The organism is Phenylobacterium sp., from assembly GCF_036821595.1.
Classification (GTDB): Bacteria; Pseudomonadota; Alphaproteobacteria; order Caulobacterales; family Caulobacteraceae; genus Phenylobacterium.
Map to the genome: position 1 here is coordinate 1 of NZ_DAISJG010000039.1, position 12,334 is coordinate 12,334.

15 protein-coding genes and 1 pseudogene are annotated in these 12,334 nt (G+C 71.1%); 6 read left to right on the forward strand and 10 right to left on the reverse strand.

Annotated elements, in window-relative coordinates; translation table 11 throughout:
• Positions 1-674: pseudogene (locus V7Z97_RS14785) on the reverse strand (hypothetical protein); the annotation flags it as partial.
• 181 nt (positions 675-855) lie between these two features.
• Complete coding sequence (locus V7Z97_RS14790) at positions 856-1,119, reverse strand: GlsB/YeaQ/YmgE family stress response membrane protein (RefSeq protein WP_334164204.1); 264 nt, start codon at positions 1,117-1,119, stop codon at positions 856-858.
• Positions 1,120-1,219: 100 nt separating this feature from the next.
• Between V7Z97_RS14790 and V7Z97_RS14795 the strand changes: the two genes are divergently transcribed.
• Entirely contained in the window at positions 1,220-1,390 is a 171-nt protein-coding gene (locus V7Z97_RS14795) for a hypothetical protein (RefSeq protein WP_334164205.1), read from the forward strand.
• Here the strand turns inward: V7Z97_RS14795 and V7Z97_RS14800 are convergent.
• The 4 genes from V7Z97_RS14800 to V7Z97_RS14815 form a co-directional block, all read right to left on the reverse strand.
• Positions 1,387-2,754, reverse strand: coding sequence for a sensor histidine kinase (locus tag V7Z97_RS14800; protein WP_334164206.1), 1,368 nt, complete (start codon positions 2,752-2,754; stop codon positions 1,387-1,389). The genes V7Z97_RS14795 and V7Z97_RS14800 overlap by 4 nt on opposite strands.
• A gap of 96 nt (positions 2,755-2,850) precedes the next feature.
• The gene (locus V7Z97_RS14805; protein ID WP_334164207.1) at positions 2,851-4,062 is read right to left on the reverse strand and encodes a calcium-binding protein; all 1,212 of its coding nucleotides are present in this window, start codon (positions 4,060-4,062) and stop codon (positions 2,851-2,853) included.
• A gap of 139 nt (positions 4,063-4,201) precedes the next feature.
• Positions 4,202-5,560, reverse strand: a complete 1,359-nt coding sequence (locus V7Z97_RS14810) for a hypothetical protein (protein WP_334164208.1) — start codon at positions 5,558-5,560, stop codon at positions 4,202-4,204.
• Complete coding sequence (locus V7Z97_RS14815; protein ID WP_334164209.1) at positions 5,557-6,030, reverse strand: hypothetical protein; 474 nt, start codon at positions 6,028-6,030, stop codon at positions 5,557-5,559. The genes V7Z97_RS14810 and V7Z97_RS14815 overlap by 4 nt, the downstream gene beginning before the upstream one ends.
• A gap of 172 nt (positions 6,031-6,202) precedes the next feature.
• On the opposite strand from V7Z97_RS14815, the gene V7Z97_RS14820 reads away from it, so the two are divergent.
• Positions 6,203-6,349, forward strand: coding sequence for a hypothetical protein (locus V7Z97_RS14820; RefSeq protein ID WP_334164210.1), 147 nt, complete (start codon positions 6,203-6,205; stop codon positions 6,347-6,349).
• A 4-nt stretch (positions 6,350-6,353) separates the two neighbouring features.
• Entirely contained in the window at positions 6,354-6,560 is a 207-nt protein-coding gene (locus tag V7Z97_RS14825; protein WP_334164211.1) for a hypothetical protein, read from the forward strand.
• A 28-nt stretch (positions 6,561-6,588) separates the two neighbouring features.
• Here V7Z97_RS14825 and V7Z97_RS14830 read toward each other — a convergent pair whose 3' ends face one another.
• Complete coding sequence (locus V7Z97_RS14830) at positions 6,589-6,774, reverse strand: hypothetical protein (protein WP_334164212.1); 186 nt, start codon at positions 6,772-6,774, stop codon at positions 6,589-6,591.
• Positions 6,775-6,971: 197 nt separating this feature from the next.
• On the opposite strand from V7Z97_RS14830, the gene V7Z97_RS14835 reads away from it, so the two are divergent.
• The 3 genes from V7Z97_RS14835 to V7Z97_RS14845 all read left to right on the forward strand — a co-directional run bounded on the left by V7Z97_RS14835 (position 6,972) and on the right by V7Z97_RS14845 (position 9,548).
• Entirely contained in the window at positions 6,972-7,562 is a 591-nt protein-coding gene (locus V7Z97_RS14835; protein WP_334164213.1) for a sigma-70 family RNA polymerase sigma factor, read from the forward strand.
• A gap of 72 nt (positions 7,563-7,634) precedes the next feature.
• The gene (locus V7Z97_RS14840) at positions 7,635-8,081 is read left to right on the forward strand and encodes a DUF411 domain-containing protein (RefSeq protein WP_334164214.1); all 447 of its coding nucleotides are present in this window, start codon (positions 7,635-7,637) and stop codon (positions 8,079-8,081) included.
• Between the two features lie 78 nt (positions 8,082-8,159).
• A complete protein-coding gene (locus V7Z97_RS14845; protein WP_334164215.1) occupies positions 8,160-9,548 on the forward strand; it encodes a sensor histidine kinase in 1,389 nt (462 codons plus the stop codon).
• Here V7Z97_RS14845 and V7Z97_RS14850 read toward each other — a convergent pair whose 3' ends face one another.
• The 3 genes from V7Z97_RS14850 to V7Z97_RS14860 all read right to left on the reverse strand — a co-directional run bounded on the left by V7Z97_RS14850 (position 9,549) and on the right by V7Z97_RS14860 (position 12,220).
• Positions 9,549-10,577, reverse strand: coding sequence for a Gfo/Idh/MocA family protein (locus tag V7Z97_RS14850; RefSeq protein WP_334164216.1), 1,029 nt, complete (start codon positions 10,575-10,577; stop codon positions 9,549-9,551).
• Complete coding sequence (locus V7Z97_RS14855) at positions 10,574-11,530, reverse strand: MDR/zinc-dependent alcohol dehydrogenase-like family protein (RefSeq protein ID WP_334164217.1); 957 nt, start codon at positions 11,528-11,530, stop codon at positions 10,574-10,576. Before V7Z97_RS14855 ends, V7Z97_RS14850 begins: the two co-directional genes overlap by 4 nt.
• A gap of 183 nt (positions 11,531-11,713) precedes the next feature.
• Positions 11,714-12,220: a hypothetical protein gene (locus tag V7Z97_RS14860; protein WP_334164218.1), complete on the reverse strand. Its 507-nt coding sequence runs from the start codon at positions 12,218-12,220 to the stop codon at positions 11,714-11,716.
• Positions 12,221-12,334 lie beyond the last annotated feature (114 nt).

Here is a 12,334-nt window from a genome sequence, read left to right on the forward strand (position 1 = left end):
GGCGGCGGAGGCGGCGGCGGCGGCGGGGTGTCGCCATTGCCGCTCCCATGGCCGTGGCCGTTCCCATGACCATGGCCGTGACCATGGCCGTGACCATGACCCCGCCCGCCGCCCTGCCCCTGAGCCAGGTACAGAAGGGCGTGGAAGACGTCACCCAGGGGGCTCTTCGGATCGTGGGCGCCGGCCTCGCCGGCCGCCTCCTGGACCTTCAACAGCATGGCGAGCAGCGCGCCGGAGAAGCGCTCGCCGTCGAGCCCGTCGTTCTCCTTGGCTGGAGCGACGGCGGAGGGAGCCGGGGCGTCGCCGCCCCTTCCCCTGTCCTTGTCCTTCACCTTGGCGGACGTCTCGCCGGCAGGTCTTGCGGCCTGCGCCTGTGCGGCGGGCGTCGCGGGCGGTTGCGGGACCGGCGGCGGCTTCGGCTTGCCGTCCTCGGCTGCGTGGTCGCGGATCTGCTCGACGACGGCGGCCGCAGCCTTGCCGGCCTCGGCCAGCAGGGCCTGCACCGTCACCGGCGCCAGGGTGGTGGCCGGGGCCGACGCCGCAGGCGCGGCCGCGGGCCTGGCCGGAGCCTGGGTCCCGGCCTTCTCCGGCTTCTGCGATCGGGCGCGGATGGCGTCGATCGTCGTGATGACGGCGTCCCTGGCGCCGTGCGCCGGACGTGATCCGATATTCATGCGGGCCCCGCGTTGAAATGTCGCAGCCCGCGTAACAACGTTATGATTATGGGTTCGCGAACAAATATCCTTATCAGGGCAATTAATTCTTGGGCCCCGACAGGAAAACGGCGCGCTTACTTGTGGTAAACGCGCCGTATACCTTGTTCGGAGACTCTCCAATCTGGAGAGCCTGGCTGTTCTAGTGCAGGGCGCGCCTGCGGCTGGTGAACAGCCCCAGCAGGAACAGAAGCAGGATCGCGCCGGCCGTGGCGACCAGCAGGCTGCCCAGGATGCCGCCGAATTCGATGTCCAGCATGCCGGCGATGAACGAGCCCAGGAAGGCGCCGACGACGCCGACGACCAGGTTCATCAGGATGCCGTGGTTACGCCGCATCACCTTTTCGGCGATCCAACCGGCCAGGATGCCGATGATGATCGCCATGATCAGTCCTACGCCACTCATATGAAATCTCCTCGTGTGTCCGGCGCCTCAATGCGGATCGGCGTTCGCGGGTTGCACGCGGTAACGAGGAGTTAAGCCGGACGGGCTATTGCATGCTTCCATGTCGCTGAACGTCCAGCCCGTGACCTTCTTCCCGGTCCCCCCGGTCCGGCCGGTCATGCTCGACCGCGACGAGGAGGCCGCCAAGGCCGCCCAGCGCGACCAGGCGAAGCCCTCGCCGCGTCAGCTCACCGGCTCGTCCGTCGGCCGTTTCGTGGACGTCCGCGTCTAGCCGAGCGGCGCCTTCAGTTCGAACCGCACGCCTTCCGGACGCCAGGTGGTCTCGGTCCGGCCCTGCAGGTCGCTGCGCGCCAGGCTGCCGATCAGCCGGGTGCCGAACCCCGCATGGAGAGGCGAAGAGGCCGGCGGCCCGCCGCTCTCCGTCCAGGTCAGGAGCAGTTCGCCCTCCGCGAGGGACCACGCGATGTCCACCCGGCCGTCCGCCGTCGTGAGCGCGCCGTACTTGGCGGCGTTGGTGGCCAGTTCGTGCAGCATCAGACCCAGGGCGAGCGCCTGACCCGCCGTGAGGCGCACCTCGGGACCCGCCATGCGCACCCGCTCCCGGAAGGCCCCGAGTTCGCGCGCCACCAGTACGGACAGCTCCGCATCGACCCAGGCGTTGTGGGTGAGAACGTCGTGGGTGCGGGCAAGCGCCACCAGCCGGCCCTCGAAGTCGGCGGTGAAGGCCTTAAGGTCCGCGGCATGACGGGCCGTCTGGGCGGCCATGGACTGCACGGTGGCCAGGTTGTTCTTCACCCGGTGGTTCAGCTCGGCCATCATCAGCGCCTGCCGCTCCCGGGCCCGCACCTCCTCGGTGATGTCCTGCACCGTGCCCAGCACGCGGTTCGCGGCGCCGTCCGGCCCGAACAGCACCTGCCCAGAGCCGCGCACCCAGCGCTCCGTTCCGTCGCAGGCCGTGGTGCGGTGTTCGGTGACGTAGCGCCCGCCATTGTCGCCACGGACCGCCGCCTCGTACGCCGCCCGCATCATCGGCCGCTCGTCCTCCCGCAGGCGCGCGACGTAGGCGGCGTAGTCCATGGGTGCGTCCGGCTCGACGCCGAACAGGTCGCGCGTCCGCTGGTCCCAGCTGATGGCGTCCCGCTCGAGGTCGTATTCCCAGAGGCCGAGGCCCGCCGAGCTGAGGGCCAGCTGCAGGCGCGCGCCCTGCCGCTCCGCCTCCCGCTGGGCCTCGTGCCGCGCCGTGACGTCGATCAGCACGAACGACACCCGCGGCGTCGAGCCTGGGATGGGCGAGAAGGTGCCCAGGAACCAGCCGGGCCGTCCGCCTGGCAGGCCGAACTGGTACTCCCGGGTGAGCGTCCGGCCGGTGTCCCAGCAGCGCCTGAGCGTCGCGAGCCTCAGCCGCACCTGCGCATCGGTCAGACCCAGATCTCGGCCCCTGCGGCCGTTCAGCCCGTCCGGCGACAGGCCGTAGAACGCCGCCGTCGCGGCGTTGGCGATGACATAGCGATAGTCCCCGTCCAGCAGCTCGAAGACGCCGGCCATGACGTCCGCGGCCTGGAACATGGCCTTCAGCAGGGCGGCGCCGGCGACGTCCGTCCATGGGTCGACAAGGGTGTCCTGGGACCCGATCACGCCAGCTCACTCCAGAGATGAGGCGCGACCTCACACCAAGGCGCCGGCCTTGGCAATCGGCTCAGGGGGAGCCCTTCGTCGCAGGCGCCCGCCGAACTAGGCGCCGAAGATCCAGTCGCCGGTCAGGGATGTCATGGTGACGCCCACGAGCACCATCTTGCCGCCGCCGACCATGTCGATGACGGTGTCCGCCCCGACTTGGCTCAGCGTGTATTGGGTGCCGGGCAGCAGGAAGACGCGGTCCCCTTCGGCCCGGTTGAAGTCGGTCACGCGGTCCAGGCCCGCGTCGCCGTGGGTGTGGAAAATGTCCGCGCCCGCGCCGCCGGTAACCGTGTCGTCGCCCTTGTCGCCGGCCAGCCAGTCGTCGCCGGCGCCGCCGCGCACGATGTCCGTGCCCTGGCCGCCGCGCACGACGTCGTTGCCGGCGTCCCCGTCGCAGGTGTCGTCACCCAGGTTGCCGTAGACGATGTCGTTGCCGTCCTCGCCGGACAGCACGTCCTGGTCCTTGCCGCCGACCACCCAGTCGTCGCCCAGGCCGCCTGCGACCGTGTCGTTGCCGGCGTTCCCATGGGTGTCGTCGAAGTCCGCGCCGCCGACGATCGAGTCATCGCCGTCCTCGCCGCGGAGATAGTCCAGGCCGTCGGCGCCCTGCAGGGTGTCCGCCCCCGCGCCGCCCATCAGACGGTCGGCGCCCTCCCGCCCTTCGAGCAGGTCGTCGCCGCCCTGCCCGGCCAGTATGTTGTCGCGCCAGTCGCCGCGCAGCGTGTCGCCGAACGCCGAACCCCACAGGTTCTCGATCGACTCGAAGGTGTCTTCCCAGGTGCCGGTGTAGAGATCCGCCGCCACCGCCACGTCGGAGTCGCCGTAGTCGGCGGTGTCGAAGCCGTCCCCGCCGCGCAGCGCATCGCCGCCACCGCCGCCCTGCAGCAGGTCGTGGCCGGCGCCCCCGTCCAGGGTGTCCGCGCCGCCGCCGCCGTGGAGCACGTCGTCGCCGTCCAGCCCCGCCAGGGAATCGGCGCCTTCACGGCCGGCGAGGTAGTTGCCGCCGGCGTCGCCGTTGATGGTGTCGGCGAAGTCCGAGCCGCCCACCTGTTCGATCCCGTTGAGGCTGTCGGTGCCGCCATAGCCGTCAGCGGCCTGCGCGGCCGTCAGGTTCACGATCACCGAGGTTGGCGAGGCGCCGTAGTCCGCCAGGTCGACCCCGGCGCCACCCACGAGGGTGTCATTCCCCGCGAGGCCCTCCAGGACGTCATCAAGGGACGTTCCCTCCAGGCGGTCGTCGGCCGAAGTGCCAGAAATCTTGGACATGGTATCCTCACCGCTACGCGTTGTTGAACATCGGGCGGCGGAGGTCGGCGCGACCAACGTGACATCCGATCGCCGGCGCTCCGAACAACAAAGGGAACCCGGAGGTTCCGAAAAAACATCTCGGCAGGGCCAGGAAACCTCAGGCCATCCAGCTGTGCGGCTCGTTCGCCCCGCGCTTGCCGGGCTTCGCTAGCGCTCCGCCGCCGAAACGGTTGGCGGCGAATTCGCCGAAGGCGTCGGCCCCGTGGCTGGCGGCGTCATGGAGGGGTCCGGAGTAGCTGCGCGTGGCGCGGCTCCAGCGCTTGCGATAGGCCCGCAGCCGGTCGAGGCCCGCGGCGCATTTCTCGGCGTCGAACCAGGTGATCGGAATCAGGCTCCGCCCGGCGTTGATCCGCTCCTCGGGGTTCATGGCCGCGCCCACCGAGATCGGGGAGACGCCCAGGCCCCACAGGGTCTCGTAACGGCTTCGGCCCGCGGCCCCGAGCTCCCGCACCATCACGTCATGCGGCAGGTGATGGGCCCCGTAGACGTAGGGCTTGGGCGCGATCGCCCTCCGGATCACCTCCTGCAGCCCTTCGCCCGAGGTCTCGAAATAGTCGATGGCGCGCACCTCGCGGCCCACCTGCTGGAAGAACCAGATCGCGGTGTAGTCGTCGATGCCGAGGTCCCATGCGGTGTCGACCTTCAGCGCCGGGTCGTAGGGCACGCGGCTGATCCGCCCGTCGCGCCGCGCCGCCTCCAGCAGGCTGCCGTAGTAGGCGCCGGGCGTGGCGGCGTTGAAGTCCACCAGGTATTCGGAGGCGAAGCGCGCCTCCCCCTCCTCCTCCGAGCCGAGTTCGGCGATCAGCTCCGCCCGCTCGCGCGCCAGCTGCTCGCGCGTGAAGACGCCTGTCTCGTCCGCCCGCGCCTGCAGGGTGAACCATTCGTCCGGCCGCTGGCGGCGGCTCTCGAAGGCCCGGGTCGCATGGCTCGGGCCGCGCGGCGTCCAGAGGAACAGCGCCCAGCCCCCGTTCTCCGCCAGGATCGGACGCACATAGCTCCAGGCGTCCGGCTTGGAGAGCGCCCACTCCGAGAACACCACCCCGACCGGCGGCGCGCCCACCAGGGAGTTGTAGTTGTCGGAGCCCGCGAGCTGCCACACCGAGCCATTCTTGAGCTCGATCTTCATGTCGCGCTCCCAGCGGCCATGACGCGCGCGCCGCGGAAAGGCCTCGTCGATCCGCCGGCGGCCGGTATGGGGGTTCACGGCGTCCCAGATCGCCTTGCGCGCCTGGGCCGCCTCCGGCAGCAGGTGCCAGTAGACCCCCTGCTTCAGCGTCGCCGCCGCGGCCGCCCAGTTGAGCGCCACCTCGTCCTTGCCCCAGCGGCGGTGAGCGACAACGTCGGCCCGCCTTCCCCCGCCGAGCAGGAAGTCCCAGAGATCCTGCTGGTAGTCTCGCGGCTCCCACGGATCGCAGATCTTGATGTCCGGGGGGGCGGCTGCTGGGCCGCCGCTCATCGTTCCACCTCCTGGATGCTGTCGATGGCCCGGATGTACGAGGTGCCGTCCTCGGCGACCGCGCGCTCGAAGTGGCGGACCACCAGCCTTTGTACGTGTCCCCGCTCCGCGCCGCCGTAGAGTCGTCGGCGGGCGCTGGGCGGCCCGAAGCGCTCCGGGTCCAGGCGCTCCGCCTGGTGCAGCAGCGTGGACACCTTCAGCTTGTCCACCTGTAGGGTATCAGGCCTGGAGGCCATCGCCACCTCGAGCGCCTCCTCGAAGCGCGTCTCCGCCGCCGCCAGAAGGGCGTCGCGAACCGCCGCCTCGAACGCCGGGTGCGCGCGTCGCCAGGCCCAGTACCCGCCGTCGGCGGGCATGCCCTTCGACCTGCGGATCTCCCGCCAGAGCTCGCCGGCGGCCAGGCGGTCGCAGATCTGCCGGGCCAGCTCCGGGTCGTAGTCTGGGACCGGCGCCGGGTTCGAATTCTCCATGAATGCTCCTTGGCTAGCGCGGCGTTCACCGCACCGCTTCATCCATTCTTCACCGCCGCCCGGCCAGGTTGCGTGCGAACACCGAGAGGTTGAGCGAACGATGTCGTCCGATTGGGTCGTTGAGGTCTGCTGCCGGGACTGCGGCCGGCCCGTGGAGACGTCCCTCCGGGCCATGCCCGAGGCGACCGCCCTGCCCTGTTCTCACCCGGACTGCGCGGGCCAGGCGCCCCTGCCGGCCGACCTCGCCGAGACCGCGCGCTTCCTGTTCGAGGAATCCCGCCGCCGCCTGCGGGCGGAGACGCCGCCGCCGGCCTCCTGAGTCCGTGCTCAGCTACAAGCTCTATGGCCTGAGCCCCCAGGGGGAGGTCCTGTTCGGTCGGGACTTCTGCGCGGCCGACCTCGTGGAGGCGAAGGCCGCCGCCGAGGCGGCCCTGGAACAGGCGCCGGTGGTGGAGCTCTGGCAGCAGTCGGTCCGTGTCTACCGTGGCCGCCAGCCCGTTCCGACCAGCCCAATGGTGCAGGAGAGCTAGGGGGCTACGATCCTGGCAAGGGCCGGCGTCAGGCGGCGGACGCCTGTTCGGCCCGAAGCATCAGCACCGGCCCCTCCCAGACCTCCACCTTCGCGTGCTCGGCCAGCAGGTCGCGCGCGAGCGCCCGGGCCGCCGCTCCGTCCTGCAACTCGACGCTGCGCGACACGCGCACCTGCTCGTCGTGATCGAGCGCATAGATCGTGAATTCGCGCACCGCAGCCTCCCGAGGCTGCCGAGATAGGCGGGCCTGGGGACTTCGCCTTGACCCCCGTCAATTCCCGGGGCGCAGGACTGCACGCTGCCTGCAGGATGGTGCAAAACGCGCGCACAGTCAAGAACAAACCAGGAACTATGAGGGCGCCGGAACCAAGCTCCGCCATGGCGCGTTACGCCCGCCGAAAGGGGGGCCAGATGAGCCAGAGACCGAATCGCGTCCGTGACGACTTCGAGGCGGCGCTGCTGGACGCCGTGCCGTTCATGCGCGCGTTCGCCCGCACCCTGTGCCATGACAGCGACCAGGCCGAGGATCTCGCCCAGGAGACCCTGGTGAAGGCGCTCTCCTGCCGCCATCAGTTCCAGCCGGGCACCAACCTCCGCGCCTGGCTCTCCACCATCCTGCGCAACCGCTTCTACTCCGGCCAGCGCCGCCTGCGCTGGCGGGGGGAGTACGACGCCGAGGCCATGGAGCGGACCCTGGTGGCCCCCGACGACCCGTCCATGACGGTCGAGCTGGAGGACGTGCGCCGGGCGCTGTCCATGCTGCCCGACTTCCAGCGCGAGGCCCTGATCCTCGTGGGCGCCGGCGGCATGAGCTACGAGGAGGTCTCCCAGATCGCCGGCTGCCCCGTAGGCACGGTGAAGAGCCGGGTGCGACGCGCCCGCGACGAGCTCAACACCATCCTGTTCCAGGGCCGCACCGCCCCCCAGGAGAGCGCGCCCGCGCCGCTGGCGGCGATCGTCGACGACTTCGATCGCCTGCGCCGGGGCCGCAACGCCGCCTGACCAGGTTGCGCCACCGCAAATTCGCCGCGCCGAGATGTGCTAATGGGGCCGCGTACAGTTCGAGGTGGACCCATGTTGCATCGCCGCGCCCTCCTGGCCTTCTGCGCCGCCGCCGCGGCCGTCCCTGCGGCCGCCGCGCCAGGCCCGGCCATCACGGTCTACAAGACCGCGTCCTGCGGCTGCTGCAAGGGCTGGATCGCCGCCATGTCCCGCGCCGGCTTCCAGCCGAAGGTGATCACCGTCGATGATGTCAGCCCCTACTGGCGCCGGCGCGGCGTCGCCGACGAGCTGTCCTCCTGCCACGTCTCCGAGATCGGCGGCTATGTCGCCGTGGGCCACATCCCGCCCGCCGACATCAGCCGGCTACTCAGGGAAAAGCCCAAGGCGCTCGGCCTCACCGTCCCGGGCATGCCGTTCGGCTCGCCCGGCATGGAGCGGCCCGACGGCCGACGCGAGGCCTACGAGACCCTGCTGCTGCTCCCGGGCGGCAAGACCCGCGTCTTCGCCCGCCACGCCTGAGGCGGCGCCTTTCAGCTTGTCGCCGGGGCGCCTCGGGTCGAGGGTAGCGGCTCGTGCAGTGCAAGTGCGGCGGCGTATGTGACCGACACCCGCGACAACGGGCCTGACGGCCCTGAGAACCCGCCCGCGGACGGCGATGGTCACGACGCCCTCCTCGAGAGCGTGCTGGAGAGCATCAGCGACGCCTTCTACGCGCTCGACCGCGACTGGCGGTACGTGATCTTCAACCGCGCAGCCGAGCAGTACTTCGGCGTCTCCCGGGACAACGTGATCGGCCGCAGCATCTGGGACCTCTTCCCCCAGGGCCGTGGCACCGCTTTCGAGCGCTGCTGCCGCCGCGCCATGGACGAGCGTGTCACCTCCACCTTCGAGAGCCCCTCCGCGATCCGGCCCGGCCGGACGGTCGAGTTGCGCGTCGCGCCGATGTCCGGCGGCGGCATCGGAGTGGCCCTCAACGACGTCACCGAACGCAAGCGGGCCGAGGCCGCCCTTCGCGAGAGCGAGCAGCGCCTGGACCTTGCCGTCCGCGCCCACGGCGTGGGCATCTTCGACTGGCACATCCCCTCCGGCCGGGTGCTCTGGTCGGAAGAGGAGGAGCGGCTCTTCGGCCTTGAGCCGGGGACATTCGACGGACGCATCGAAAGCTGGCGCGACCGCGTGGCGTCAGAGGACTTCGCCGCTATCCGCGCGCGAACCCGCGAGGCCATCGCGGCTCGCCGCGATCACCTCGACTTCCGCTTCCGCATCCACCGCCCCGACGGACAGCTCCGCCACATCGAGGGGGCCGCCCGGATTCTCTACGGGCCTGACGGCGGGGCCGAGCGGATGGTCGGCACCAACATGGATGTGACGGACCGGGTCGCAGCCGAGCAACGGCAGCGCCTGCTGATCAACGAGCTGAACCACCGGGTGAAGAACACCCTGGCCGCCGTCCAGTCGATCGCCGCGCAGACCGTACGCCGCGCGGATACACTCGCCGAGTTCCGCGACAGCTTCGAGGGACGGCTCATGGCCCTTTCCGGGGCTCACGACGTGCTCACCCGCCACCAGTGGGACAGCGCCGACCTGGCCGATGTGGTGGACGGCGTGATGCAGCCGTTCCATCCGGGAGAACGCCTCCAGGTCTCCGGCCCTCCGGTTCGGCTGAGTCCGGGTCAGGCGCTCGCCTTCGCCATGGCCATCCACGAACTCGCGACCAACGCCGTGAAGTACGGCGCGTGGTCGGGCGTCGCGGGACGCGTGCGGATCGGCTGGGTGACCGAGGGGCGCCCCGATCGACCGGGCGAGGTGCGCTTCACCTGGTCGGAGGAAGGCGGTCCTCCCGTGCGCCCGCCCAGCCGCCAGGGCTTCGGCTCACGCCTGCTGCGGCAGGGACTGGTCCGCGACCTTGGCGGCGCCGTGGACCTCGCCTTCGCTCCCGAGGGCCTGCGGTGCGACATCCGCGCCCCCCTCGCCGAGGTCGACTGACTAGCGCCCGTAGATCCGGTCCAGCACCCGGGCCGCATCCACCAGGCGCTCGGCGGCGAGATCATATCGCTGACCCGCAGCCAGCCGTTCGGCCCAGTCCGCGGCGGCGCGCCCGCCCCAGGCGTCCGGCGGCGCGGCCAGGGTCTCGCGCCCCGTGCCCCGGAAGCGCTCGGCCGTGAAGTCATAGAAGGAGCCGCCGACGTTCTTCAGCGCCGCGCCGCCCTCGGTCCCGTAGAACTCCGCCTCGATGATCGCATCGCAGCCGGCCTGCAGGCGCCAGGAGCAGGCGAGCCGCACCGCGCAGCCGGTATCCAGCTCGACCGTCGCCACCGCATAGTCCTCCACCCGGTCAGGCCGGCCCGTCAGCGGCTCTCCCTGCGCGAACAGCCTGCTCGAAACGTCGGAAACACCGGGAAAATCGAGCGTCCACAGCGCCAGGTCCACGAGGTGGACGCCCAGGTCCATCACGCAGCCGCCGCCGGAGAACTGTGGGTCGTAGAACCAGGCCTTGTCCGGCCCGTAGGCATTGTGGAACACGAGGTCGACCGCGTAGACGCGGCCGAGCTCGCCCGCCTGCACCACCTCGCGGATCCGCCGCATGCCTTCGGTGAAGCGGTAGGACAGGTCCACCGCCAGCAGCCGGTCCGCCGCGCGGGCGGCGTCCACCACCGCCTCCACCTCCGCTGCGGTCCGCCCGAGCGGCTTCTGGCAGAAGACGGCTGCGCCGCCGGCCAGCGCCCTGATCGACTGTTCGGCGTGCAGGGCCGAAGGGGTTGCGATCACCACGCCGTCGACGCCCGCCGCGAGCAGTTCGTCCAGGTTCGCCGCCTGCACCGCGTCGGGCGCCAGCTTCCCAGCCTCGGCCGCCATCTCCGGCGACGGATCGGCGATCGCGGCGATCTCCACCGCGCCGGTCGCCGCGATGGCCTCCATGCGGTGGCGGCCGATCCAGCCCACCCCGAGAAAGCCCACCTTCGGCCTCACGCCCTGGAGGTTGCGCGACGGCCTCGCCGCAAGGGTCTCGCTCATCGGAAAGTCACCAGCGCCTTGAGGAAGCCGTCCGGGCGGTCACGCGTGGCGTTCAGCGCCTCGTCCAGCCGCTCCAGAGGATAGCTGTGGGTGTATAGCGAGTTCGGGTCGAGCCGCCCGGAGGCCACAGCCTCCACCGCGTCGCGGATGCCTTGGGCATAGACCTCGGGGTCGCGCTCGTGGGCGTTGATCACGTCCAGGCCGCGCCAGTTCCAGAGCTGCATGTTCACCTGCCGCGGGCCGTCCTGGTGGTAGCCCGCGATCACCAGCTTCCCGCGCTCCCGGGTGAGCTCGGCGGCGAGATCCAGCGGCCACTGCTTGCCCACGGCCTCGATGACGCGGTCGCAGAACACGCCCCCGGTCAGCTCCCGGACCCGCTCGATGATCTTCCAGTGGTCGTCCATGGGCACGATCTCGGCCGCGCCGTAGTTCCGCGCCACGTCCAGGGAGAACGGCCGCCGCGAGATGGCGATCACCCGCGCCCCGGCGTCGGTCGCCAGCCGGGTCAGGATCGCGCCGAGGAAGCCGATGCCGACGATGGCCACCGTCTGGCCCGCCTGGATGTCGGCCCGGCGGAAGATGTTCATGGCGCAGCCCAGCGGCTCGCCTGGGAACGGCTTGCCGGCCAGCGCCTCCGGCAGCTTAACGACCGCGCCCTCATCGGCGATGTCCCACTCGGCGTAGCTGTTGTGGCTGAGCGCGGCGACGCGGTCGCCCGGCGACAGGCCCTGCACGCCCTCGCCCACGGTGTCGATCACCCCCCAGCCCTCGTGGCCCAGAGCGCCGGGCTCGGTGGGGAAGGTCATCCACTCCGGCCCTTCCCAGGGCGTCAGGTTTGAGGCGCAGACGCCGCAGCCCTCCAGCCGCACGCGCACCTGGCCCGGGCCGGGCTCCGGCAGGGCCACCTCGTCCATGCGGATCTGGCCTGGACCCGCCAGCACGGCGGCCCGCATCAATGGCTTTGCCGCCAAGGCCACGCCCATCGCCCCACCCTCACGCCGCCAACACCGGAACGGGAGGCGCGCGCAGCCGTCGGCCCGCGCGCCGCGAGGCGCACGTCCAGGTTCCGGCGATCACGGCATCTCCCACCCGATCAACAACTACCTGGGTGAAGCTTGGTTCCTGCGGGGCCGCCGCTAGCGGAACAGCGGCGGCGGCGTCGTCCGGGCGGTCATCAGCCACGAGGCGGCGGGCGACGCGGCCGGTTCGAAATCGGCGAACTTCACCTGCCAGCGCTCGCGCTCCCGCGACCGCAGCGGGACGATCTCGTCGGTGGTGTGGTCGAGCACGCCCCAGTCCCGGCCCTGGAAGCCCTTCACCAGCAGCACCACGTGCTGGCGGCCGTCGGGCAGCCTGACCAGGCCGATCGCGAGACGGTAGGGCGACCAGCGGAAGTCGTCCCGCAGCGCTCGGTACTTGGCCGCCGCGTAGTTGCCGGCGTCCCAGATCCCGTCCGGATCGCTCGGCAGGCGCGAGCCCGCCACGTGGGACTCGTTGACCGATTCATTGACCATCGAGAGCAGCCCCGCTTCGCGCTCGCCGAACAGGACGGCGGCGACCTCCCCGTCAGCTCGCGCGCCGGATGCGGCGACCAGGGTCAGCGCCAGGGCGGCGGCCGACGCGGCGATCAGGTTGCGGATCATGGCGGCCTCCCCCGACCGAGCTTGACTGTGGGAGGCTAGGCCCGTCGCCCATGTCCGGATGTGACGCAGGACACACCTTGACCCACGTCGGCCGGCGCGGTTTGTCCCGGGCTC

Bases quoted from the DNA above. Each gene is read 5' to 3' on its own strand.
- V7Z97_RS14815 (WP_334164209.1), bottom strand. From the start codon at position 6,030: ATGGAGAATTCGAACCCGGCGCCGGTCCCAGACTACGACCCGGAGCTG.
- V7Z97_RS14795 (WP_334164205.1), top strand. From the start codon at position 1,220: ATGTCGCTGAACGTCCAGCCCGTGACCTTCTTCCCGGTCCCCCCGGTC.
- V7Z97_RS14810 (WP_334164208.1), bottom strand. From the start codon at position 5,560: ATGAGCGGCGGCCCAGCAGCCGCCCCCCCGGACATCAAGATCTGCGAT.
- V7Z97_RS14860 (WP_334164218.1), bottom strand. From the start codon at position 12,220: ATGATCCGCAACCTGATCGCCGCGTCGGCCGCCGCCCTGGCGCTGACC.
- V7Z97_RS14820 (WP_334164210.1), top strand. From the start codon at position 6,203: ATGCCCGAGGCGACCGCCCTGCCCTGTTCTCACCCGGACTGCGCGGGC.
- V7Z97_RS14835 (WP_334164213.1), top strand. From the start codon at position 6,972: ATGAGCCAGAGACCGAATCGCGTCCGTGACGACTTCGAGGCGGCGCTG.
- V7Z97_RS14805 (WP_334164207.1), bottom strand. From the start codon at position 4,062: ATGTCCAAGATTTCTGGCACTTCGGCCGACGACCGCCTGGAGGGAACG.
- V7Z97_RS14840 (WP_334164214.1), top strand. From the start codon at position 7,635: ATGTTGCATCGCCGCGCCCTCCTGGCCTTCTGCGCCGCCGCCGCGGCC.
- V7Z97_RS14855 (WP_334164217.1), bottom strand. From the start codon at position 11,530: ATGCGGGCCGCCGTGCTGGCGGGTCCAGGCCAGATCCGCATGGACGAG.
- V7Z97_RS14850 (WP_334164216.1), bottom strand. From the start codon at position 10,577: ATGAGCGAGACCCTTGCGGCGAGGCCGTCGCGCAACCTCCAGGGCGTG.
- V7Z97_RS14790 (WP_334164204.1), bottom strand. From the start codon at position 1,119: ATGAGTGGCGTAGGACTGATCATGGCGATCATCATCGGCATCCTGGCC.